Origin of the sequence: Leisingera caerulea DSM 24564, from assembly GCF_000473325.1 — a bacterium.
Lineage (GTDB): Bacteria > Pseudomonadota > Alphaproteobacteria > Rhodobacterales > Rhodobacteraceae > Leisingera > Leisingera caerulea.
Genome location: NZ_KI421514.1, coordinates 316,443 through 339,658, shown reverse-complemented (window position 1 = coordinate 339,658; position 23,216 = coordinate 316,443). Strand labels below are relative to the sequence as shown.

Here is a 23,216-nt window from a genome sequence, read left to right as displayed (position 1 = left end):
GAGCGTGACCCGCAGCCGTTGGCATATCATCCGCACGGACAGCAGCCTGACGCTGTCGCGCCGCCTGCCTGCGCGGTTTGATGTGGCGGCGGAGACTGCGCTGCCCGCGGGCGACCCGCTGCGGCTGGCGCATCAGATCCGTCAGGACATGTGGCGCAAGCTGCAGTCCTTGCGCGGCTTCTCCCCGGTGGTGGAAATCACCGCTGACGGGCAGGGCGTCAAAGTGCGCGCGGGCGGGCAGGTGACGGGCCGGGTGCCCGGCAATGCCGCCGGGCAAATCGCTGAGATCCTGGAGAACCCGGCCAGCCGGGCCCGCTGGGTCCGCCATGCCGGCAGACGGCAGGGGGCCGGGCTGCGTGATTCCCGGGCAGATGCGGGAGATTCGCACAGATTCGCGGCAAAAATTGACATGAAGAGCGAATCAGCGTCATGATCCGCTCCAGCCGATATCAGACAGCGCGCGCGACTTGCGCAGCGCCTGCAGCTCCGGCCGGAGGAGCCCGGGAAACCGGGGGCCGGGGCTGCGGATATCTGGCGGCCATCCCCTTTGCGCTCTTGGCCCAGGCCGCGCTGGCCGCAGACGTCATTGCCGTGCCCTCGGGCCAGCCCGTGACGCTGGCCGAAGTGCTGCTGGACCAGGCGCCCGGCCAGCCGGGCCAGACCTGGGCGCGGTTCCGTTTCCTGGCGCCGCAGATCGCCCGCGGCACCGGCACCGTCAGCTATGAAACCGCGGCCCCCGACATGGACCACCTGTGCGGCACTCTGGCGCTGCCTTACCTGGCCGACCGCGGGATGACGGCCGCGCGGGTGGTGATTTCGCTGTCCGACCGGGAGCTGCCCTTTGGCGCGCAGGACCCGGAGGCGACCCAGTTCTTTGAGGCCTACCGCCCCGACGGCGCGGCCTGCATGTGGGAGGCTTTCTGATGCGTCCACAATATCTTGCGGGGCAAAGCTCAGATCGGCGGAAACTTGCGGCATTGCAGCCACAGCGCTGCCAATTGCCGCGATTTGCATGTGACTCGGATGCAAACCGGGCTATCCTCGGCCCGGGCAGTCGTTTGGCTGCCTTCGCATTGAGGTTGAGGCAGGCGGCGGGCGCAGCCCCCGCAGGTTTCACAAATTTTATCAGGAGACAGAAATGTCCAAGAGCATCAAGCTTATCGCCCTGGCCGGCCTGCTGGCCGCCGTCACCGCCTGCGCCCAGCAGGAAGAAGAGTTCGTTGTGGTTGAGCCGCAGCCGGTCTCGCAAGAGCCGGAATTCACCGGCAAGTACAACTAATCACTACAGGGGTCCGGCCCTGCGGCCGGCCCCCGCCGCCCCGTGGGGTGCCGGACAGGAGGCACCCATATGCTGAAACACCGCGGGTTCCCGGGCCGTATGCCCGGCACTGATTTCCAATTCACCATCCGCCGCCCCAACCCCAAAGGGGTGACGCCGCTGATCCGGCGCGAGCGCTTCCGCGACCGCAAGAACGTCGACAGGCGCGTCGATGCCGTCTTCATGCAGGCGCTGTGGGAGCATTTCGGCGACCAGCCGTTTGAACGCGGCAACCTCGACGCAGGGCGTCTCAGCTGGCTGTTCGGCCGCGAGGTGATCCCGGCCGAAGATCCGTTTGATCCGGAAAGCTATGAGGCGCTGCTGGTCATTGACGAGTCCGCGGCGCGCGCCGCGTTCCCGGAGGCGTTCAGCTGATGCAGGCGCCCCGCACGCATATTACGCCCGCAACCCCGCAAGGTTTCTTGCGGGGCAGGGGTCTGCGCTGCGGGGCGGCCCGCCTTTCAGAAGTCCAGCTGCACCGCCAGCTGGATCCGGTCGCCGTCAAAGCTGTTGCCGGAGATCGTGTCGTTGCGCTCGCCAAAGATATATTCGGCGCTGAACGTCAGGTTGTCGGTCGGGCTGTAGAACGCATTCACGTGGATGGTTTCCAGCTCGGTGAACGACAGCGTGCCGGTCGAGGTCGGCAGATCGTAATCTTCGCGCCCGTAGGCGACGCCGACATTCCACTGGTCGTTGATCTGCTGCCGGAATTCCAGCGTATAGCCGTCCACGTCGTTGGCCTGGCCGCCGACAATGGCATCGCCAAGCCCGATCAGCAGCGGGCCGATCGCCTCGCCGGTGACATATGTGGCCTGGATCAGGCCGCCGGTCCACGGGGTGATCGCGCCCGACAGGGTGACGCCGGTCTGGTCGACTTCGACGGCGCCGCTCTCAGCATTGCCGACCAGTCCGGCAATCCGGGCCGTGAACAGGTCATTGCTGTACTGCGCCGCAGCGGTGAAAATCGGGTCGCTGGACGGAACCGCGCTTTCTTCGATCGACAGGCTGTAGTCGAAACCGTTGCCGAAGCTGTTGCTGTAGCGCACCTGCGGCTTGCGGGCGAAGGCGATGCCAACCGGGCCGTTGAATTCCACCGACACGGGATACTGGCCGATGGGCATGAAGTTGGTCCAGGTCTGGCCGATCAGCCAGTTGTCGCCGATCTGTATATTGGCGTGGCGCACCCGCAGTTCCGGGCTGCTGGCGGAGCCGCCGAACAGGTCCAGTTCGAGCTGGCCCTGAAGCAGGCCGATACCGGTTTGCGTGCTGGTGCGGATACCCAGCCGGGTTTGCCGGATGGTTGCGTCGAACCTGCCGTCGGTGGCGTTCACCGGTTCACCGATGTTGTTCACGAACGCGCTGTCGCCCTGGATGAAGTCGAAGTCATAGAAGAAATCGGCTTTGACATAGCCGTAGATATCGACCGACGTGCCGCCAAGCCGGAAGTCGCCGGGGATACTGCCGGCCTGCTGGTTTTCCGCCTCCAGCGCCTCGACGCGGGCCCGCAGGTCCAGCAGTTCGGACTGGGTGTCCGCCTGCGCCAGCCCGGCACTGGCGGCAAGGGCTGCAGCAGCCAGGGTGAAATGCCCTTTAAGCACTTTTTTCATGGGGTTATCCCTCCTCCTTATTTGGTGTTCTTCAAGGCTCCCATGCAGGTCAAACAGGGGGAAGTGACATCAAAGAGAGCAGCCGTGATCCACAGCGCCGCTAAAGGTGATGGAAACTCACGCTCTGCTGCCGGATTTGTGAACCCGTGCCCCAAGGCCATGCCTGGCAACCGGAATCCTGTCCCCGGCAAAGGGGTCTGTTCACGCGCGGCCTTGCGCGGCAGCCGCCGCGGTTCACGGCAGCGTCACCTGCGTCACGGATATGTGACGCCGCTGATGCGCTCCCGCGGCAGTTGCCGGGGTGCGGTCCGTAACATCGGCGTGAACTCGCACACGGCCCCTGTGAAACAGCGGGAATCTGCCCAAATCCGCGGCGCCGGATTTCAGGGGCTTACACCCGCGGCCATGGCGTGCATCGTGAGTCAAGCAGCGCAGCCACGCTGCTGTGCCGAGCATCTGTTCCGGCCCCTTCGCCTGAACGGGCAGGTACGCGACCCCATCCGCGGCCTGCCCGTCTTTTATCCCCTTCAGGCAGCGGCGGAAGCTTGCCGTTACGCCCCCCCGATACGGCAAGCCTCCGCCCAACAGAGGGTCCCTGCCGCTCGGCCGTTGCGCCTGACTGCCTTGCCTGCAAATTCCGCCGGGACACTTACGTCCCCGGAAGAAGGAACATGGACATGCGGGCAAAATCTCTTATCGCAGCGCTCTCGCTGTGCGGCCTGGCGGCGGCCTGCGGCGACACCACCGGCGAACGCGTCGTCTATGGCGCAGGCGCGGGCGCAGCGGGCGCTGCGCTCTTGGACGCCAACCTGGTCACCGGCGCCGCTGTCGGCGTTGCCGCAAACCTTGTCTACTGCGAACAAAACCCCCGCAAATGCTGAGGCTGCCGCCGCAGCTTTGAACAGCGGCCCCGCCGGGGCTGCACATCCTATCGCGCTTACGCCGTGCCTGGGCTTGCCCCGGGCGCGGCGTTTTGCATTCCGGAATACCAAGAAACAAGGGACTGCCTATGTTTGATAAGATCCTGATCGCCAACCGGGGCGAGATCGCCTGCCGCGTGATCAAAACCGCGCGGAAAATGGGCATCAAGACCGTTGCCATCTACTCCGACGCCGACAAACAGGCTCTGCACGTGCAGATGGCCGACGAGGCCGTCCACATCGGCCCGCCGCCGGCCAACCAGTCCTATATCGTCATCGACAAGGTGATGGAGGCGATCCGCCAGACCGGCGCCCAGGCGGTGCACCCGGGCTACGGCTTCCTCTCTGAGAACTCCAAGTTCGCCGAGGCGCTTGAGGCCGAAGGCGTTGCCTTTGTCGGCCCCCCGAAGGGCGCGATCGAGGCGATGGGGGACAAGATCACCTCCAAGAAGATCGCCCAGGAGGCCGGCGTCTCCACCGTGCCCGGCTACATGGGCCTGATCGCCGACGCAGACGAGGCGGTGAAGATTTCCAATGAAATCGGCTATCCGGTGATGATCAAGGCCTCCGCCGGCGGCGGCGGCAAGGGCATGCGCATCGCATGGAACGACGAAGAGGCCCGCGAAGGCTTCCAGTCCTCCAAGAACGAGGCCGCGAACTCCTTTGGCGACGACCGCATCTTCATCGAGAAATTCGTCACCCAGCCGCGCCACATCGAAATCCAGGTGCTCTGCGACAAGCACGGCAACGGCATCTACCTGGGCGAGCGCGAATGCTCGATCCAGCGCCGCAACCAGAAAGTCGTGGAAGAGGCCCCGTCGCCGTTCCTGGACGAAGCAACCCGCAAGGCGATGGGCGAGCAGGCCGTGGCTCTGGCCAAGGCCGTTGGCTACTCCTCCGCAGGCACCGTGGAATTCATCGTCGATGGCGACAAGAACTTCTACTTCCTGGAAATGAATACCCGCCTGCAGGTGGAACACCCGGTCACTGAGCTGATCACCGGCGTCGACCTGGTGGAGCAGATGATCCGTGTCGCCGACGGGGCGGAACTGCCGCTGCGCCAGGAAGATGTGAAACTTACCGGCTGGGCGATTGAAAACCGTCTGTATGCCGAAGATCCCTACCGCGGCTTCCTGCCTTCCATCGGCCGCCTGACCCGCTACCGCCCGCCGCAGGAAACCGCCGCTGGCCCGATGCTGGAAAACGGCAAATGGCAGGGCGATGCGCCGGCAGGCGAAACCGCCGTGCGCAACGACACCGGCGTCTATGAGGGCGGCGAGATCTCGATGTACTACGACCCGATGATCGCCAAGCTCTGCACCTGGGCGCCGACCCGCGAGGACGCAATCGACGCCATGCGGATCGCGCTCGACAGCTTCGAGGTGGAGGGCATCGGCCACAACCTGCCGTTCCTGTCGGCAGTGATGGATCACCCGATCTTCATCGACGGCTCGATGACCACCGCCTTCATCGAGGAGCAGTATCCCGAGGGCTTCGAGGGCGTCGAACTGCACAGCGACGACCTGCGCAAGATCGCGGCCGCCTGCGCCGCCATGCACCGGGTTGCCGAAATCCGCCGCACCCGCGTGTCGGGCCGGATGGACAACCACGAGCGCAAGGTTGGCACCGATTGGGTTGTCTCGCTGCAGGGCCAGTCCTTCGCCGTGGTGATCGACGCCGACCGCGAGGGCGCAACCGTCAACTTCGAGGGTGGCGGCAGCTACCGGGTGTCCTCCGACTGGATCCCGGGCGACCATCTGGCAACCCTGCAGGTGAACGGCGAAACCCTGGTGCTGAAGACCGGTAAGGTCACCCAGGGCTTCCGCATCCGGTCCCGCGGCGCCGATCTGAAGGTCCATGTGCGCACCCCGCGCCAGGCCGAACTGGCAGCGCTGATGCCGGAAAAACAGGCACCGGACACCTCCAAGATGCTGCTTTGCCCGATGCCCGGCCTGATCGTGAAGGTCGATGTCGAAGTGGGGCAGGAAGTCCAGGAGGGCCAGGCGCTCTGCACCGTCGAGGCGATGAAGATGGAAAACATCCTCCGCGCCGAGAGGAAGGGCGTCGTCTCCAAGATCAACGCTGCCGCGGGCGACAGCCTGGCGGTCGACGATGTGATCATGGAATTCGAATAATGCACTTCGGGGCAGGCGCATATGCAGCCGGGCAGGCGGGTTTCCCCGCCCCCGCTGCCGTGCCTGCCCCGGCCCCTGGTGCGCCATGCACCGAATCTTCAGGAATTACTGCCAGCTTGAGGGCGTTTGAAGACCTCAAGGTGCCGCATGACCCGTCTCCTGACCTGCCTGTTGACCGCTCTGGCGCTGCTGTCCGGCTGCGCGCTGGACAAGGAGGAGGCGCTGCGCGCCCAGCTGTCCGCCTGGGTGGACCTGGGGGAGACGTTTTTCTTCCAAAGCTCGATGAGCTGCACCGCCGCGGTGTTCCACACTGCGGAAAACCCGCGCATCACCTCGCTGGTGGGCCGGGCCCGCTCGCTCAACACCGGCATGAAGATGCTGGAGGCGGGCCAGCCGGTGCTGTTTGCGGTGTCCGGCAAATCCCCCAACGCGGTGACAGAGGACATCATGTCCCGCGACCTGCCGCAGGGGCTGGGGGTGCTGAACTCCGGTCTGGCAGGGGTCAGCTGCATGACCGACCTGGTCAAATCGGTGTACTATCAGGCGATCCGCAACCCGGCTTCCAGCCTGGTCTTCGTGCCGGAAACCGGCGCGATGGTGGTCTTGGACAAACAGGCAATGGCGCTGATCTACGTCCGGGGCAACGGCTGACCGGAGCTGCCCGGCGGGCTCAGCCGCCGCGCCGCTCTTCCACTTCGCGCAGCCGTTCCGGGAACTTGTCGATGGTGCGGGACAGTTCGCGCACCGTCCAGGGATGCGGCTTCCTCAGCTTGACGCCGCCGTCCTTGCCCACCAGCACCAGCATGAAACCGCGCGGCCGCAGCTTCTTCCGCAGGGCGGATTTGGCCGCCGGATCGGTGTCGGTCAGCACCACCACATCGCGCTCGCGCAGGGCGTCGGCGCCCTGCATCAGACGCTCGACCTGCTCGTGGAACCGCGGGTCCTCGGGGCTGTCGGCAAACACCACAACCGGGCGGTGCGTCCACTGGAACTCCTCCAGCTCCACATCATACCCGGGCTGGATCAAGTCGGATGTGCTGCCGTCGGCGGCCACTGACGCCAGCGGAATAAAGCCTGCCAAAACAACGGATAGGATTGCTTTCATGATCTCTCCTGTCCCGTTGAATATATGTGCGGCGGCGGCAAATGCGACCGTGAATTCCGCGGCCCGGCCAAAAAATATCATCGTTAACGGGATAATGAGGGGTTGCCGGCCATGATTGTGCAATTCCCCACGACCGGGCTGCGGCCTGCGGCCCTCCAGCAGAGGTCCCGTAACACGATGAAAGTCATCCTTCACACCGGCGCGCACCGCTGCGCAACCACATCGTTTCAGGAATACATGCGCCAGAACGCGCAGCCGCTGCACCGCCAGGGCGTTGGCTTCTGGGGGCCATTCCGCACCCGCGGCGGGGGGCTGTTCCATGGCATCCAGCCAGGCCCGGTTCCGGTCACCGGCCGTGACCTGGTGCAACGGGCCCAGGGGCGGCTGCAAATCCAGATGGCGGCCAGCCGCGACGCAGGTGTGCAGCAGCTGCTGGTCAGCGAGGAAAACATGCTTGGCGCGGTCCGCGCCAACCTGCGCATCGGCGACCTCTACAGCGGTGCGGGGGAGCGTATGGCGCGCTTCGCCGAGGCCTTCGGCGGTGCGGTGACCGATGTCGCGCTCAGCATCCGCAGCCTTGATGCCTACTGGACCTCGGCGCTGGCCTATGCCGTCGCGCGCGGCCACAAGATGCCCACGGAGGCCAGCCTGGACCGGCTGGCGCAGGCGCCGCGCAGCTGGCGCGACGTGATCACCGACATTGCCTGCGCGATGCCCGGTGTGCGCCTGCACGTGCTGCCGTTCGAAACCTTCGGCACCCGGCCCGAAGCGGCGCTGGAGGCCCTCACCGGCATTGAGGCGCCGCGCACCCACGCGCGGGTGCGCCTGAATGCGTCGCTCTGCCTGCAGGACCTGCGCGCCAGCCTGCCGTCCTCCGCGGCGGCTGAGCTGCCCGAGGGCACAGGCCGCTGGCGGCCCTTCACCGGCGCGCAGACCGCATATCTGCGCGAGGCGTATGCCGACGACATGATGTGGCTTGCGGGCGGGGCCGACGGCCTCGCCGCGCTGGCACAGGACCCGGATAAACAGGCGGCGGGCACGAACCCGCCCCGTATCGCACTGACAAGAGGAAGACCTGATGACAAACAAAGACGAATGGCGGGCTCTGGCTGAGAAAGAGCTGCGCGGACGGGCGGTTGACGACCTCAATTGGCAGACCCTGGAGGGCATCGAGGTCAAGCCGCTCTATACCGAAGACGACACCAAGGACCTGCCCCACATGGGCACGCTGCCCGGGTTCGGCCCCTTCACCCGCGGGGTGAAGGCCACCATGTACGCAGGCCGCCCCTGGACCATCCGCCAGTATGCGGGCTTCTCCACCGCGGAGGAGTCCAACGCCTTCTACCGCCGCAACCTGGCCGCGGGCCAGCAGGGCGTCTCGGTCGCCTTCGACCTCGCCACCCACCGCGGCTACGACAGCGACCACCCGCGCGTGGTCGGTGATGTCGGCAAGGCTGGCGTGGCCATCGATTCAGTCGAGGACATGAAGATCCTGTTCGACGGCATCCCGCTCGACAAGGTCTCGGTCTCGATGACCATGAACGGCGCGGTGATCCCGGTGCTGGCGTCGTTCATTGTCGCCGGCGAGGAGCAGGGCCACGACAGATCCCTGCTGGCGGGCACCATCCAGAACGACATCCTCAAGGAGTTCATGGTCCGCAACACCTATATCTATCCGCCGAAACCCTCGATGCGGATCATCTCGGATATCATCGAGTACACCTCGAACGAGATGCCCAAGTTCAACTCCATCTCGATCTCCGGCTACCACATGCAGGAGGCCGGCGCGAACCTGGTGCAGGAGCTGGCCTATACCATCGCGGACGGCCGCGAATACGTGCGCGCGGCGCTGGACGCAGGCATGGACGTGGACAAATTCGCAGGCCGCCTGAGCTTCTTCTTTGCGATCGGTATGAACTTCTTCATGGAAATCGCCAAGCTGCGCGCCGCCCGCACCCTGTGGCACCGGGTGATGACCGAATTCGGCGCCAAGTCCGAACGCTCCAAGATGCTGCGCACGCACTGCCAGACCTCCGGCGTCAGCTTGCAGGAGCAAGATCCCTACAACAACGTGATCCGCACGGCGTACGAGGCGATGAGCGCGGTCCTCGGCGGCACCCAGTCCCTGCACACCAACGCGCTCGATGAGGCCATCGCGCTGCCCACCGACTTCTCCGCCCGCATCGCCCGCAACACCCAGCTGGTGCTGCAGGAAGAAACCGGTGTGACCAACGTCGTCGACCCGCTGGCCGGCTCCTACTACATCGAAAGCCTCACCAACGAACTGGTCGAAAAAGCCTGGGCGCTGATGGAAGAGGTCGAGGAGATGGGCGGCATGACCAAGGCGGTCGAGTCCGGCATGCCCAAGCTGCGCATCGAGGAAAGCGCCGCCCGCCGCCAGGCGATGATCGACCGCGGCGAAGAGGTGGTCGTAGGCGTCAACAAGTACCGCAAGGACAAGGAAGACCCGATCGACATCCTGGATGTCGACAACCACGCGGTGCGCGAAGCGCAGATTGCCCGCCTTGAAACCATGCGCAAGACCCGCGACGAGGCCGCCTGCCAGGCGGCGCTGGAAGAACTCACCCGCCGCGCCAAGGAAGGCAGCGGCAACCTCCTGGAAGCCGCAGTAGAAGCCGCCCGCGCGCGGGCCTCAGTCGGAGAGATCTCCATGGCAATGGAAAAGGAATTCGGCCGCCACCGCGCCGAGGTGAAAACCCTGGCCGGCGTCTACGGCGCTGCCTATGAGGGCGATGAGGGCTTTGCCGCGATCCAGAAATCGATCGAGGACTTCGCTGAGGAAGAAGGCCGCCGCCCGCGTTTGCTGGTGGTGAAAATGGGCCAGGACGGCCATGACCGCGGCGCCAAGGTGATTGCGACGGCGTTTGCCGACATCGGCTTTGACGTCGACGTGGGCCCGCTGTTCCAGACCCCGGAGGAAGCCGCCCAGGACGCCATCGACAACGACGTCCACGTGATCGGCATCTCGTCGCAGGCCGCAGGCCACAAGACGCTGGCGCCGCAGCTGGTCGAGGCGCTGAAGGCCGAAGGCGCAGAGGACATCATCGTGATCTGCGGCGGTGTGATCCCGCAGCAGGATTACGAGTTTCTGTACTCCAAGGGCGTCAAGGCGATCTTCGGCCCCGGCACCAACATCCCGGAAGCGGCACAGGACATCCTGCGCCTGATCCGCGAGGCACGCGGCTAAGCAAACGAGGGCCGCGCGGGGCAGGGGAGCTCTCCCGCAGCCGCAGGTGCCCGCCCTACGGGCCGCCCCCTTGGCGGCTTTGGGTCCGGCAGCCCGCCCCGTTGGGGCGGGCTGCCTGCATCGCGCGGAGGCGCGATGCCGCGCCCAACGGGCGCGGATGTGCCTTCGGCACAGGCCGGCGCCGGGCGGGAGTGCCTGTTTTCACGGCCTCGGTACCGCGTGCCGCAGCTTTCTGCCGCGGCCAGCGCGCTGCGCCTTGGCAAACCCGTGGGGCGGTGGTTGAGTGGCGTCATGCTGCGCTCAAAACGCCCTCAGATCCTCATTGGCATGGCCCTCGGCGCCCTCTGGGGGGTTGTCGTCACCGGCCTGCCGCAATGGCTGGGCCTGCCGTACATCCCGGCCCCCATCGCCTTGCCGGGTGCCTTTCTTGCGCCGGGACTGGTGCTGGCCCTGATCATAGGCCGCCTGGCGCAGCGGCGGTTCTTCGATGACGCCATCATCGACGGCCAGCCCTTCGCGCCCGGCACCGCGGCGGAAATCGACCAGCGGGTGCTGGCCAACACCGTTGAGCAACTGGTGCTGGCGCTGGCCATCTGGCCCGTTGCTGCCGTCACTCTGGGCGGCGCCGTGGCCATCGCGCTTGGCCTCTCGTTTGCGCTGATGCGGGTACTGTTCTGGGCCGGCTACCACCTGTCGCCGCCCTTGCGGGGGCTCGGTTTCGCCGGGACGTTTTACCCGACGGTGATTGCCGGTATCTGGGCGGCGGCGGTCTGGGTCTGAAGAAACCGCCGCATCCGGCCGCATTTCCCGCCTTGCACCCCGCCGCCGTCCGGCTAGTCTCACGCGCAAAAGGGGGAGGGCGGATATGATACTCGATCATCTGGCGGTGGCAGGGCAGACGCTGCAAGAAGCTGTTGCCCATACAGAAGAGGCTTTGGGCATCCCCCTCGGCACCGGCGGCCAGCATGCCCGCTATGGCACCCATAACCGGCTGATCGGGCTGGAGGACGGCCTCTATCTGGAGGCCATCGCCATCAACCCGGATGCCCGGCCGGAAGAACAGCCGCGCTGGTTCAACCTCGACCGGTTTGAAGGCCCCGCGCGGCTCAGCAACTGGATCCTGCGCAGCGGCGATCTGGAAGCGGAGAAACACCTGCTGCCGCCCCACGCGCAGCGGCATGTCTCGATGCAGCGCGGCGGCTTGCGCTGGCTGATGACGGTGCCTGCGGACGGGCTGCTGCCGTTTGATAACCTCTTTCCTGCTGTCCTCCAGTGGCAGGCAGAGCCGCCCGCAGGCAAGCTGCCGCAGTCCGGCTGCCGGCTGACCCGTCTGGTTCTCAGCCACCCGGAGGCGGCAGAGCTGCAAACCGCACTGGACCGCATTCTCAATGACCCACGCCTCAAGGTGGAGGCCGGGGAGCCGGCAATGATGGCGGAACTCGCTACGCCGCACGGGCCACGGGTGCTGCGGTGATCATCCGCCCCGCAACCCCCGCCGATGCGGAGGCCGTCTGCGCCATCGCCAACTGGGTGATCCGCGACACGCTGGCCACCTTCAACACCATCGAAAAAACGCCCGAGCAGGTGCGCGCGCAAATCGCCGCCTGCAACGGGAGCTATCTGGTGGCGGAACAGGACGCCCGGATCCTCGGCCACGCGTATTTCTTCCCCTTCCGCTCCGGCCCCGGCTACCGCTTTACCGCCGAACACACCATCCACCTGCTGCCCGCGGCACAGGGGCAGGGCGCGGGGCGCAGGCTGATGCAGGCGCTGGAGGAGAAGGCAAAACAGGCAGAGATCCACGTGCTGATTGCCAGCGTCAGCAGCGCAAATCCCGGCGCCATCGCCTTTCACGCCGCCCTGGGCTATGCGGAAACCGCCCGGATGCCTGAACTTGGCTGCAAGCAGGGGCGCTGGCTCGACACTGTTTTCATGCAGAAAATCCTGACCCCGGGGATTCCCGCCCCTGACAGCGCCCCCAAACCCCGATAGGCTCGCTTCCATGTCACTTTGGACCCGCATATCCGACGCGCTGGCCGCGCTTGCCGCAGGCGAAAGCCTCAGCGAAGTCTTCGACCGCCTGCGCGCTCCGCCCGAACGCACCGTGGCCTTTGCCATTGCCGTCATTGCGCTTGGCGCCAAGATGGCCAAGGCCGACGGCCAGGTCACGCGGGACGAGGTCACCGCCTTCCGCGAGGTGTTCCAGATCGCCCGCGATGACGAGGCCGGCGCGGCGCGGGTTTTTGACATGGCGCGCACCGACGTTGCGGGCTACCAGGAATACGCCCGCCGCATCCAGAAGATGTTTGCCAACGACCCCACAACGCTGTGCGACCTGATGGAGGGGCTGTTCCACATCGCCATGGCGGACGGGTTCTACCACCCCGGCGAAAACGAGTTTCTGGAAGAGGTGAGCCGCATCTTCGGCCAATCCCCGCAGCAGTTCCAGGCCCTGCGCGCGCGCTTTGTGCCGGATGCGCCCAAGGATCCCTATACGGTGCTAGGCGTCTCTCCGGACATGCCGCGCGAGGAGATCCGCAAGCACTGGCGCAAGCTGGTGCGCGACACCCACCCGGATGCGATGATCGCCCGCGGGGTGCCGGAGGAAGCGGTGCGGCTGGCGGAAAAGCGGATGATCGACATCAACCGCGCCTGGGATGAAATAAGCGGGTGCGGCGGCAATGCGGCTGGCCACGTATAATATCGAATGGTTCGCCTACCTGTTCGACAAGCACGACCGGCTGATGCTGGACGGCAAGCCGTCCGGTGTGCACGGGGTGGACCGCTACACCCAGGGCCGGGCGATTGCCCATGTGCTGCGCCGACTGGATGCCGATGCCGTGATGGTGATCGAGGCCCCTAATACGGGACGCACCCAGCGCACCACCCGCGCGCTGGAGGCGTTCGCAGCGGAGGCGGGCCTGCGCGCGCGCGAAGCGGTCAGCGGGTTTCCCAATGACACCCATCAGGAAATCGCGCTGCTCTATGATCCCGATGCGCTGGATGCGGTGCATGACGCCCGCGCCAGCGCCGCCGCGCCGCAGTTCAACGGCGCCTTCGAGATCGACCTCGACGTGGACGACCATCTGGACACGGTCGCGTTCTCCAAACCGCCGCTGGAGCTGGCCGTCACCACCCGCGGCGGCACCGCGCTGCGGATGATCGGCGCGCATCTGAAGTCCAAGGCGCCGCACGGGGCCAACGGGCCGGAAGAGATCACAGCGCTGTCGATCGCCAACCAGCGCAAGCAACTGGCGCAGGCCAACTGGCTGCACCGGCGGGTGGCGGAGCATGCGGCGGCGGGCGAGCATGTGATTGTTCTGGGCGATCTGAATGACGGCCCCGGCGCCGACGAATACGAAAAGCATTTCGGCCAGTCCTCGATCGAGATCGTGCTGGGCGATCTGCTGAACGACCCCCACGCGCAATCCCTGCTGCAGCCGCGCGCCACCTCGCTGCCCAGCACCTCGCGGTTTTACAACCCTGACAGCAAACGCTATTTCCCGGCGCTCTTGGACTATGTGATGATCTCGCACAGCCTGATGCGCTTTGACCCGCAGTGGCGGATCTGGCACCCGTTCGACGACGCCGAATGCTACGCCGACGAGGAGCTGCGCGAGTCGCTGCTCAACGCCTCCGACCACTTCCCGGTGACGCTGGATATCGCGCTGGAGTGACAGGGCGGAGGCCGGGGCGGGCTGTATTCCAAGGCTATGCCACCGCCATAAAGAGCTTATTCAGCGATGGTTGTCGTGACGATCACTTCAGCCGCCGCAACGTCTCCGATACGATCCCAGGCTTCTTCTGGAACATCCAAGTCTGCGGCCTTCTCCACAAAATCTGCATCTTCTGACGCAAACAGCCGTTCCCTGTACCGGGTGAGGCTTTCTTCAGGCTGGTCGAGTCTTTCCCATAGCGACCAGATTTCTTTTTTGATGTCTGCCAGCAGGCCGGGCTCTTCGCCCGAAATATAGCTTTCGATCAACGCTTCCAGCTCCGCCCAGGTTTCCAGATTATTCTGAGCCAGCGCATAATAGTCCATCAGGGCGCGGCGGCTGATAAAGGCGGACTGCACAGCGATGCTGCCTTCCGGGCGAAGATGGGCAATGACGGATGTTGTGCTGGTGCTCGCATCCACTTCGCCGGTAACTTCCACGGGCAGCCCTCTGGGTGTCAGCTTGGCGCTGGCGTCAATCCCGGCTGCAATTTCGCTGTCGATTGCCTGCTGCGTGATCAGTTTGCCGGTGAATACGGACGACACCAGCAGTCCGGGGCCCATCGGAATGCTGGCAGGCGGAAAAAGCGCCTCGCAGTCAGCACTATCCGCCGTAGGGGACACCAATTCGATTGCACCGGCCATCGGGTAAGCCAGGGAGGTTCTCACCAGTACCGACTGGACGCTCCTGCGAACATTCCTGTTGAATTGAGCCTCGGCGGAAGCAGGGATCCCGTAAACACTTGCGCTCCCCCCAAGACCCAAGGCAACCGCCGATTTCCGCGACAGCGAAACTGATACGGATTCTGTTGTGCTGTCTTCCTCAATCTCAAGTCCCGGGTAGCATTTAGCGCTTTCGAACAGCCGCTGTTCATCCTGGATGCGGATGACTTCACCAACTTCCACGTCGTACCGGAGGTGCAGAGGCATGGCCTTGAAATGAGAAAAAGCCGTGCGCGCAAAGGACGCCCGAAGCTTTGTCAGTGCCTCGGCTATTTCACTTGCTTGAACCGCAGCAGGGGAAACGGCGAGGACCAAAGTTAATAGGGAAACCCAAAGGGAGCGCATGAAGTGGTCTCCTTGTACAAATAACATACCAAGTCAGATTACACTAATTTGTTGTGGCTTAGTATCTATAAGGTTGTGCCAGTGACAAAGTGCTCTGACTGTTTGCGGGCCGAGAACACGCCCGGCCCGCCCCCCCTTTGTTCCGCCCCCCTCTGTTCGCGCAGCGCGGGTGCCCCTATATTAGCCCCATGAAACAGATCCTTCTGCCCGCCGCCCTGATCGCCCTTATCTCCAGCCCGCTTGACGCCCAGGACGCGGACACGGAGGACAGCGGCCCCTCGCTGATGGAGCGCGGGGCGGAGCTGTTCTGGGAGGGCTTGCGCCAGGAGATGGCGCCGGCGCTGGAGGGCCTGCAGGGCATGATGGAGGAAGCCGGCCCCTCGATGGCTGAGTTCCTGTCGCAAATGGGGCCTGCGCTGGCCGGTATCGCCAAGGAGGTGGAGGACTGGAGCGCCTATGAGCTGCCCGAGATCCTGCCCAACGGCGATATCATCATCCGCAAAAAGCCCAAGGACAACGTGCCCGCCGACAAGGAAACAGCCGAAGAGGAAGGCGTCACCGAGATCTGACGCCCGCCGCCCGGGTTATGCCGCCTGGGTTATTCTGCCCCGGACTCCGTGTCCGGCGGCGGGGCGGGCTTGCTGAACTTCAGCTCAATCTCCGCCTCCAGGGCCTTGGCCAGCGATTTCAGCCGCGCCTCCGCAACCTCGCCGTAAAGCGGCCGCGCCGCGCCCGGCAGCTCCACGTGCAGAACCCGCTTGCGCGGCTGCCAGCGCAGCGATCCGATATCGCCGTTTCCGGTCATCATCATCATGGCGCCGAACCGCATCGCCTTGCCCAGCACCTCGGCCTCGTGCTGGTCTTTTTCGTCCAATAGCCCGTAAAGGTATTCGAATGAGCTGCCCTGCCGCTTGTTGCTGTAGCGGTGCAGCAGCGCCAGCCCCAGAAACACCCGCTCCGAATGCTTGAGCCCGCCGAGGTTGGCGCGGGTGGCGTTGTCGAAACAGACCTCGGCGCGGTAGTCGGGATGCGCCCGCCAGCTGACGTCATGCAGCAGGCAGGCGGCCTTGACCAGCCGCCGCTTGCTGTGGCGGGCGCCGCTGAACAGGGGGCTCACGAAATCAAAGAGCGTCTTGCCGAAACCGGGGACGCGCGCGTCCTTCATCTCGGCAAAGCGCGACGCCTCGATCAGCGGATCGCGGGCGCGCAGCCGCTGCGGCATCTGCTCGTACAGCAGCCCCTCGCGGATGCCATAGCTGGACACTGCAATGTCCTTGGGCTTGAAGGTCTTGATCAGCCGGGTCAGCACGTCGATGGCATAGGGCACCAGCGACATCCGGCTCGAGGAGACGCCGCAGGCCTCGCGCAGCTTGTCCAGGCTGCGGGTCTCGATATAGCGGGCGGTTTCGCGCACGTCCTTGGCGGTCATCCGGTATTCGTGCAGCACCTTCAGCGGATAGCCGCGCCGGTGCATGTCGATGCGGGCAATGGCGCGCCAGCTGCCGCCGACCAGGAACAGCCGGTCGCGCTGGGTGCCCATCTCTTCCTTCAGCTGCTCGATGACAGTCTTGATGTACTCCTTGCGGCCCTTGCGGCCGCCCTTGACGTCGCGCAGCTTCAGCGGCCCCAGCGGCGAGGTCACCCGGCGGCCGACGGTGTTTTCCTGGATCTCCGCCAGTTCCATCGAGGAGCCGCCGATATCGCAGACCAGCCCATAGGCACCGGGCCAGCCCAAGAGCACCCCCTGCGCCGACAGCCGCGCCTCCTCGCGCCCGTCGATCACGTGGATCTTGAGGCCGGTCTCGCGCAGCACTTCTTCGCAGAACTCCGGCCCGTCCTCGGCGTCGCGCACCGCGGCGGTGGCCACCGCGGACAGGGGCGGCAGCCCCATGCCCTTGGCCAGGTACTGGAACCGGTGCAAGGCCGACAGGGCGCGGGCGCGGCCCTCGGGGTTCAGGCGGCCCGATTCCGACAGGCCCGCGCCAAGCGCGCACATGATCTTTTCGTTGTAGAAATAGGCCGGGCTGCGGGCGGCGCCGTCGAACACCACCAGGCGGACCGAGTTGGAGCCGACATCGACCACCCCCACCCGGGACAGCGCCCGGGCGCCGGGATCGTGGAAAATCGGACGCCCGAAGGGGCCCCAATCGGTGCTGGCGGCGGCGGGGTCCTGGGTCACGGTCATGAGGGCTCCGTCTTGCAATCCGCGGTCAGGATCGCCGAAGGGCGGGCAGGGGTCAACCGCTTGCGGCTGCGTCATTTTCCGTGCCCTCTTCGCGGATCTCCGACAGCGCCCGCACCGCCAGAGGGCGGGACAGGCTGCGTTTTTCGGCCAGCGACAGGTGGTCCAGCCGCCGCACGATCTGCGCCGCGGCGGCAAAGGAGCGGTCCATATGCGCCACCAGATAGGGAATCACATCCGGCTTGGGGGTGATCTGGCGGTCGTTGAACAGCTTGGCCAGCACCACCGCCAAAAGCTGGTCGTCCGGCGGCTGCAGCTCTGCATGGGTGGCGGCCTGCACCCGGCTTTGCAGATCGGGCAGGCTGAGACCCCATAGGTTCGGCGCGGGCTGGCCGGTCATCACCAGCGCATGGCCCTGCGCCAGCACCAGGTTGTGCAGGTGGAAGAGGGCGTTCTGCCGTTCAGGGTCGCAGGCGATCTGCGGCACGTCCTCCACCGCGATGGGGCCGTGCGCCAGCTGCGGCACCGCCTCCGCCGTCAGCTCTGCCGCAGGAATGATGCGGGCGCCGGTCTGGCTGGCCCAGACATGCACCAGATGCGACTTGCCGGCGCCCTTGGGGCCGGTCAGCACCAGCTTGCCGCTGGGCCAGGCGAACTGCGGGTCCAGAAGCGCCACCGCCATCGCATTGGAGGGCGCGACAAAGAAATCCTCCCGCCCCAGCGCCGGTTTCGCCGGGAGATCAAAGCTCAGCTGCTGTGCCATCTGGTTCAGTCCGTTTCCGCGTCCCGGTGGCCCTGGCCCTGATACAGGCGGCTGTCCAGGTACTGCTCGGTCACAAAGCGGGCAACCACCCCCAGCGCTGCCGCCACCGGCACCGCGATCAGCATCCCGACAAAGCCGAACAGGGCGCCGAACACCGACAGCGCCAGCAGCAGCCAGACCGGGTGCAGCCCGACCGAGTCGCCCACCAGCTTGGGGGTCAGCAAGTTGCCCTCGACCACCTGGCCGACGACAAAAATCAGCGCCACCAGCCCGATCGAGATCCAATCGCCCCAGAACTGGAACAGCGCCAGCCCGATCGCCAGCGCGCCGCCGATCAGCGCGCCAAGGTAGGGAATGAAGGTGACCAGCCCGGCGATAAAGCCGACGGCGAGGCCGAAGTTCAGCCCGACCAGCATCAGCGCCACGGCATAGTAGGTGCCCAGAATCAGGCACACCGTGCCCATGCCGCGGATAAAGGAGGCCAGCGCCGCGTCGATGTCACGGGCCAGGCGGCGGATCACCGGCTGGTGGTCGCGCGGCAGCAGCTCGTCGATGCGGGCGATCATCCGGTCCCAATCCAGCAGCAGATAGACCGCCACCACCGGCACGATCACCAAAAGCACCACCACATTCAGCAGCGACACCGCGGAGCCTGCCACCGATTGCAGCACCTGCACCGCGCGCGATTGCAGGGTTTCGGCCAGGGCGGTGATTGCCTGATGCACGCGGCTGTCCTGTTCAAACACCGCCGGGAAGCGCTCATTGACGAAGCTGCGCGCATCGCCGATCAGCTTGGGCACCACGTTGAACAGGTCGATCATCTGATAGATCAGCGTCGGCACCACCAGCAGAATCACCAGCACGAACACCACCAGCGTGCCCACCGTGATGGTGGCGGTGGCGCCCGCGCGGCTCATGCCCCAGGCCTCCAGCCGGTCGGCAATCGGGTCGATCATATAGGCAATCGCGGCGCCCAGGATGAAGGGCAGCAGCACATGGCCAAGCGACCACATCACCACGGCAAAGACCAGGGCGGCAACGCCCCAGTATTTCAACTGTTTCTTTGCTGGTAGCGCCATGTTCAGACAACCCGCCCTTGGCCTGTTTGGTTCAGGATCCTTGGCGGTAGTCTTCCCTGATGGGGCAGGCGCTTGCAAGGGGCGCGGGCAAATCGCCTGTGGGCAAGGCGGGGATAAGGCGCAAAAGGCCGGGGGCAAATTCTGGATAGCCTCAGCCGTGCCGCGGGCTGCTGGCGTTCAACCTTCTGCTGCGGACCGCGCCCCGCGCCGGGGCGCGGTCCCTTATCAGTGAATTCTCACCCCTTGGCGCTGCAGCTCCCGCTGCAGATCGGAAATGTTCACTGCGTCAAACCCGCAGCCCGATTTCACCGACAGCGCCGCGGCGATGCCTGCGCCCTGTCCTGCAACGGCGCAGCAGGCCATGTTGCGGGTCGCCGCATGGGCGATCTTGCCGCCGCCGATGGCGCGGCCGGTGACCAGCAGCCCCTCCACCCCCTTCGGCAGCATCGACCGGTAGGGGATCTGCATGTAACGCCCTGTGGTCGGCAGGATCAGCACGCCGTAGCCGTCGATGAACTCCGGATAGATGCCGATGGTGTCCTCGAACCGGCCCTGATTGCGGGTCTCATCCTCGGTGATGTTGTGATGCGCGTCGATCTTGCGGGTGTCGCGGATGCCGATGGTCATGCCGAAGTTCCGCAGGCGCGCGCCTTCGCAGCCCGGCGTGTAGGCGCGCAGCGCGTCAATCGCGTGCATCGCCTGCTTGCGCCCCTCGATCTCGCCCTTGGTCATGCTGTCGGGGTCGGTGCCGTCGATGCCCGCCAGATGCACCAGGTTCATATAGGTCATCTCGCCGCTGTCATGCACCGCGCCCCAGGTGCCGCCGATGGTGTTCAGATGCGCCGGGATCACCCCGTCGCGGATCGCTTGCGAAAACGGCTTGGCCAGGAAGGGAGAGAACATCCCGTCCTCCTTGCCATCGGTCTCCACCTGCCATTCGCCGGTTGACCAGTTGGCATAGGTCTGCGGATCGGCCTTCACGCCCTCCATGAACTTCTGCTTGTCGACGCCTGCGATGTGAAACATCACGCTGGCCGCCTGCATCTGCTCGACCGGGGTTTTGACGGTCGGCGCGCCCATCATATGGGCGATGTCGGCGTCGCCGGTGGCGTCGATCACCCGTTTCGCCAGAATGGCCTCGCGGCCCGCCTTGCTCTCGACGATGACGCCGGTGATCCGGTTGCCCTCGCGGATCGGCGCCACGAACACCCGGTGCAGCATCGGGTGGATGCCGGCCTCCTCGACCAGTTTGTCCGCCACCAGCTTGAAGCCCTCGCTGTCCAGTTCATAGGACAGCGACTGGCTCTCCGGCACCGCCGCGCCCATCGCCTTGGCGCGTTCCTCGAACTCCCAGCCGATGCCGCCGGCCTCCACTGTTTCCTCGTGCCGGTACCAGGCAAAGCCCTCGACGCCGACGGTGGTGATATTGCCGCCAAAGCAGCCGAAGCGGTCCAGGAGGGTAACCTCCACCCCCGCCCGCGCCGCCGCCAAGGCCGCCGCCAGCCCGCCGGGGCCGGAGCCCACCACCAGCACCTCGGTTTCGTGGATGACCGGAATCTCGCGCGCCGGCTCATGGATGGTTCTGGTCACGTCTCTCTCCCCACGGACTCTTTGCGCCCCGGTCTGTCCGGGGCGTTTCCGCTAACACTTCCGAATCTTGAATGACGATTCAAGTTCTTTTGCGCCGGGGTGTTCCAAAAACGACATGCAGGGAGGAGCATTTTTCTGGGCCGTGCCGCGCAGCGGCACGGCCCGCGCCTGACCTTGTGTTCCGGTGGGGGCGCTGCGGCCCGGCGCCTTTAGCTTCATCCGGGGGAACTCGGCCCCTGCGGATTGGAACCCCCCGCCACCTCCGCCCTTGCCCGCACTCCTCACACCCACTAAACCGGGCGGGAACGAGAACCCACATCACCGATGGAGCCAAGATGCGCCTGTCCCGCTATTTTCTGCCGGTTCTGAAAGAGAACCCCTCGGAAGCCCAGATCGTCAGCCACCGGCTGATGCTGCGCGCCGGGATGATCAAGCAATCCTCCGCCGGGATCTATTCCTGGCTGCCGCTGGGCTTCAAGGTGCTGAAGAAGATCGAAAGCATCGTCCATGACGAGCAGATCCGCGCGGGCCACATCCCGATGCTGATGGCCACCATGCAGCCCGCCGACCTGTGGCGCGAGTCCGGCCGCTATGACGACTACGGCCAGGAGATGCTGCGCATCAAGGACCGCCACGACCGCGACATGCTGTTCGGCCCCACCAACGAGGAGATGATCACCGACATCTTCCGCGCCCATGTGTCCTCCTACAAGGACCTGCCGCTGACCATGTACCAGGTGCAGTGGAAGTTCCGCGACGAGATCCGCCCGCGCTTCGGCGTGATGCGGGGGCGCGAGTTCTACATGAAGGACGGCTACAACTTCGACCTCAGCAAGGAAGACGCGCTGCACGCCTACAACCGCCACCTGGTCAGCTACCTGCGCACCTATGAGCGCATGGGCCTGCAGGCGATCCCGATGCGCGCCGACGGCGGCCCGATCGGCGGCGATTACACCCACGAATTCCTGGTGCTGGCCGAAACCGGCGAGTCCGAGGTGTTCTATGACTCTGCGGTGACCGACCTCACCTTCGGCGACCGCGACATCGACTATGACAGCGTCGAGCAGTGCCAGGCGGTGCTGGAGGAATTCACATCCCGCTACGCCCGCACCGACGAGACCCACGACGAGGTGGTGTTCCAGGAGCAGGTTCCGGAAGAGCGCCGCCGCTTTGCCCGCGGCATCGAGGTGGGGCAGATCTTCTACTTCGGCACCAAGTATTCCGAGTCGATGGGCGCCACCGTGCAGGGCCCCGACGGCAAGCCGGTGCCGGTCCACATGGGCAGCCACGGCATTGGCGTCTCGCGCCTGCTGGGCGCCATCATTGAGGCCAGCCACGACGACAAGGGCATCATCTGGCCCGAGGGCGTGACCCCGTTCCACTGCGGTATCGTCAACCTCAAGCAGGGCGATGACGAGGCGGATGCCGCCTGCAACCAGCTCTATGCGGCGCTGAGCGCGGCCGGGCTGGATCCGCTCTATGATGACCGCAACGAGCGTGCGGGCGGCAAGTTTGCCACCATGGACCTGATTGGTCTGCCCTGGCGCATCACCGTCGGTCCGCGGGGCCTGAAGAACGGCGTGGTGGAACTGACCTCCCGCCGCACCGGCGAAAGCGAAGAGCTGAGCCCGGAAGAGGCGGTCAAGAAGGTGGTTGCCATCTACGAGAAGCACCGCACCGGCCGCGGGTTCTGAGCCGGTCCGGAAGTCAGGGAACAAAAGCCCCGCTGGCAAAAGCTGGCGGGGTTTCCTTATGCCAGGCAGGGCAGCGGACCGCTGACTGCGCACGGCCTTGCTGCTAGCCTTGTCATGATTCCAAGCGGGCGGAGCGCAAATGGCCAAATTCAGCGGTATAGAAGCGGACAGCGGGCTGACGCATGTGCTGTCATCCTTTCCGCGCAATTCCGAACAGCTCATGCGCCTGCTGGACAGCATCATGTGCGGCAGCGGCGCCCTGCCGCGGGGCGAGCGGGAGGCAATTGCTGCCTATGTCTCCGGTCTGAACGGTGTGGCTTACTGCGTCCATTTCCACAGTCTGTTCTCCGAGGTGTTCTGCTGCAGCCCGGCGGCGGCACAGGACCGGATCAGGCCCCTGCTGGACTATGCCCGCGCCCTGCACGCCGGAAAGGACGATGGCATCTCTCAGGCTTTTGCCGCCGCCATGGACGCGGGCTGGAGCGAGGCCGCGCTTTATGAGGTGGTTGAGGTCTGCGGCGTCTTCAGCTTTATCAACACCATCGTCAAGGCTGCCGGGCTGGCCGCGCCGGGACAGGCGCCGGACCCGCGGCCAACGGCAGAGGAGCTGGAAAACTCCTATTCCGCGATGGCGGCGGCGGTGCGCGGTAACTAGGTCTTTACACGGCGGAAATCGCCGCCAGCGCAACGGCGCCCGCGGGCGGATGGGGCAGGCAAGACGCGCTCATCCCGGGTATCGGCAGGCCCGCCGCCAGTGCCCGCCAGGCACCGGTCAGCAGTAACAGGCAGAGAACCCGGTGCTGCCGCCAAGAGTTTTAGGAAAAACTCTTGG

Annotated in this window: 24 protein-coding genes; 17 read left to right on the top strand and 7 right to left on the bottom strand. The window is 65.6% G+C overall.

The window, feature by feature from the left end:
* Window positions 1–4 precede the first annotated feature (4 nt).
* The 4 genes from CAER_RS0126235 to CAER_RS0126220 all read left to right on the top strand — a co-directional run bounded on the left by CAER_RS0126235 (window position 5) and on the right by CAER_RS0126220 (window position 1,693).
* On the top strand, window positions 5–433 hold the full coding sequence (locus CAER_RS0126235) for a hypothetical protein (RefSeq protein WP_027238161.1): 429 nt from the start codon (window positions 5–7) through the stop codon (window positions 431–433).
* Window positions 430–924 (top strand): DUF6497 family protein, encoded by a 495-nt coding sequence (locus tag CAER_RS0126230; protein ID WP_027238160.1) that lies wholly within the window; start codon window positions 430–432, stop codon window positions 922–924. Before CAER_RS0126235 ends, CAER_RS0126230 begins: the two co-directional genes overlap by 4 nt.
* A gap of 214 nt (window positions 925–1,138) precedes the next feature.
* A complete protein-coding gene (locus CAER_RS30255) occupies window positions 1,139–1,279 on the top strand; it encodes a hypothetical protein (protein WP_008556504.1) in 141 nt (46 codons plus the stop codon).
* A 69-nt stretch (window positions 1,280–1,348) separates the two neighbouring features.
* A complete protein-coding gene (locus tag CAER_RS0126220) occupies window positions 1,349–1,693 on the top strand; it encodes a hypothetical protein (RefSeq protein ID WP_027238159.1) in 345 nt (114 codons plus the stop codon).
* An 86-nt stretch (window positions 1,694–1,779) separates the two neighbouring features.
* On the opposite strand, the gene CAER_RS0126215 is transcribed toward CAER_RS0126220, so the two are convergent.
* Window positions 1,780–2,925, bottom strand: a complete 1,146-nt coding sequence (locus CAER_RS0126215) for a DcaP family trimeric outer membrane transporter (protein WP_027238158.1) — start codon at window positions 2,923–2,925, stop codon at window positions 1,780–1,782.
* A gap of 677 nt (window positions 2,926–3,602) precedes the next feature.
* On the opposite strand from CAER_RS0126215, the gene CAER_RS0126210 reads away from it, so the two are divergent.
* The 3 genes from CAER_RS0126210 (at window position 3,603) to CAER_RS0126200 (ending at window position 6,631) form a co-directional block, all read left to right on the top strand.
* Complete coding sequence (locus CAER_RS0126210; protein ID WP_008555836.1) at window positions 3,603–3,806, top strand: hypothetical protein; 204 nt, start codon at window positions 3,603–3,605, stop codon at window positions 3,804–3,806.
* Between the two features lie 128 nt (window positions 3,807–3,934).
* Entirely contained in the window at window positions 3,935–5,980 is a 2,046-nt protein-coding gene (locus tag CAER_RS0126205) for an acetyl-CoA carboxylase biotin carboxylase subunit (protein WP_027238157.1), read from the top strand.
* 147 nt (window positions 5,981–6,127) lie between these two features.
* A complete protein-coding gene (locus CAER_RS0126200) occupies window positions 6,128–6,631 on the top strand; it encodes a hypothetical protein (RefSeq protein ID WP_027238156.1) in 504 nt (167 codons plus the stop codon).
* Window positions 6,632–6,650: 19 nt separating this feature from the next.
* On the opposite strand, the gene CAER_RS0126195 is transcribed toward CAER_RS0126200, so the two are convergent.
* On the bottom strand, window positions 6,651–7,085 hold the full coding sequence (locus CAER_RS0126195) for a DUF4174 domain-containing protein (RefSeq protein ID WP_027238155.1): 435 nt from the start codon (window positions 7,083–7,085) through the stop codon (window positions 6,651–6,653).
* Window positions 7,086–7,262: 177 nt separating this feature from the next.
* Between CAER_RS0126195 and CAER_RS0126190 the strand changes: the two genes are divergently transcribed.
* The 7 genes from CAER_RS0126190 (at window position 7,263) to CAER_RS0126160 (ending at window position 13,970) form a co-directional block, all read left to right on the top strand.
* Window positions 7,263–8,198 carry a hypothetical protein gene (locus CAER_RS0126190; protein ID WP_027238154.1) on the top strand — a complete coding sequence of 312 codons (936 nt, stop codon included), beginning with the start codon at window positions 7,263–7,265 and terminating at the stop codon, window positions 8,196–8,198.
* Complete coding sequence (scpA, locus tag CAER_RS0126185; protein WP_027238153.1) at window positions 8,164–10,293, top strand: methylmalonyl-CoA mutase; 2,130 nt, start codon at window positions 8,164–8,166, stop codon at window positions 10,291–10,293. Before CAER_RS0126190 ends, scpA begins: the two co-directional genes overlap by 35 nt.
* A 291-nt stretch (window positions 10,294–10,584) precedes the next feature.
* Complete coding sequence (locus CAER_RS0126180; protein WP_027238152.1) at window positions 10,585–11,073, top strand: MAPEG family protein; 489 nt, start codon at window positions 10,585–10,587, stop codon at window positions 11,071–11,073.
* 85 nt (window positions 11,074–11,158) lie between these two features.
* Window positions 11,159–11,767: a VOC family protein gene (locus tag CAER_RS0126175; protein WP_027238151.1), complete on the top strand. Its 609-nt coding sequence runs from the start codon at window positions 11,159–11,161 to the stop codon at window positions 11,765–11,767.
* Complete coding sequence (locus CAER_RS0126170; protein ID WP_027238150.1) at window positions 11,764–12,285, top strand: GNAT family N-acetyltransferase; 522 nt, start codon at window positions 11,764–11,766, stop codon at window positions 12,283–12,285. Before CAER_RS0126175 ends, CAER_RS0126170 begins: the two co-directional genes overlap by 4 nt.
* 10 nt (window positions 12,286–12,295) lie before the next feature.
* Window positions 12,296–12,994 (top strand): molecular chaperone DjiA, encoded by a 699-nt coding sequence (locus CAER_RS0126165; RefSeq protein ID WP_027238149.1) that lies wholly within the window; start codon window positions 12,296–12,298, stop codon window positions 12,992–12,994.
* Window positions 12,975–13,970: an endonuclease/exonuclease/phosphatase family protein gene (locus CAER_RS0126160; protein ID WP_027238148.1), complete on the top strand. Its 996-nt coding sequence runs from the start codon at window positions 12,975–12,977 to the stop codon at window positions 13,968–13,970. Before CAER_RS0126165 ends, CAER_RS0126160 begins: the two co-directional genes overlap by 20 nt.
* 56 nt (window positions 13,971–14,026) lie before the next feature.
* On the opposite strand, the gene CAER_RS29940 is transcribed toward CAER_RS0126160, so the two are convergent.
* Complete coding sequence (locus CAER_RS29940; RefSeq protein ID WP_154667867.1) at window positions 14,027–15,076, bottom strand: hypothetical protein; 1,050 nt, start codon at window positions 15,074–15,076, stop codon at window positions 14,027–14,029.
* 188 nt (window positions 15,077–15,264) lie between these two features.
* On the opposite strand from CAER_RS29940, the gene CAER_RS0126150 reads away from it, so the two are divergent.
* Complete coding sequence (locus tag CAER_RS0126150; RefSeq protein WP_027238146.1) at window positions 15,265–15,645, top strand: hypothetical protein; 381 nt, start codon at window positions 15,265–15,267, stop codon at window positions 15,643–15,645.
* Window positions 15,646–15,674: 29 nt separating this feature from the next.
* Here CAER_RS0126150 and CAER_RS0126145 read toward each other — a convergent pair whose 3' ends face one another.
* From CAER_RS0126145 to CAER_RS0126130, 4 genes are all read right to left on the bottom strand, one after another.
* Complete coding sequence (locus CAER_RS0126145) at window positions 15,675–17,261, bottom strand: Ppx/GppA family phosphatase (protein ID WP_027238145.1); 1,587 nt, start codon at window positions 17,259–17,261, stop codon at window positions 15,675–15,677.
* 52 nt (window positions 17,262–17,313) lie between these two features.
* Window positions 17,314–18,021, bottom strand: a complete 708-nt coding sequence (locus tag CAER_RS0126140) for an HdaA/DnaA family protein (RefSeq protein WP_027238144.1) — start codon at window positions 18,019–18,021, stop codon at window positions 17,314–17,316.
* Between the two features lie 5 nt (window positions 18,022–18,026).
* Entirely contained in the window at window positions 18,027–19,100 is a 1,074-nt protein-coding gene (locus CAER_RS0126135) for an AI-2E family transporter (RefSeq protein ID WP_027238143.1), read from the bottom strand.
* 225 nt (window positions 19,101–19,325) lie between these two features.
* Entirely contained in the window at window positions 19,326–20,690 is a 1,365-nt protein-coding gene (locus CAER_RS0126130; RefSeq protein WP_027238142.1) for an FAD-dependent oxidoreductase, read from the bottom strand.
* Window positions 20,691–21,025: 335 nt separating this feature from the next.
* On the opposite strand from CAER_RS0126130, the gene proS reads away from it, so the two are divergent.
* Together proS and CAER_RS0126120 are read left to right on the top strand one after the other, a co-directional pair.
* Window positions 21,026–22,384, top strand: a complete 1,359-nt coding sequence (gene proS, locus CAER_RS0126125; RefSeq protein WP_027238141.1) for a proline--tRNA ligase — start codon at window positions 21,026–21,028, stop codon at window positions 22,382–22,384.
* Between the two features lie 139 nt (window positions 22,385–22,523).
* A complete protein-coding gene (locus tag CAER_RS0126120; RefSeq protein ID WP_027238140.1) occupies window positions 22,524–23,039 on the top strand; it encodes a carboxymuconolactone decarboxylase family protein in 516 nt (171 codons plus the stop codon).
* Window positions 23,040–23,216: the final 177 nt, after the last annotated feature.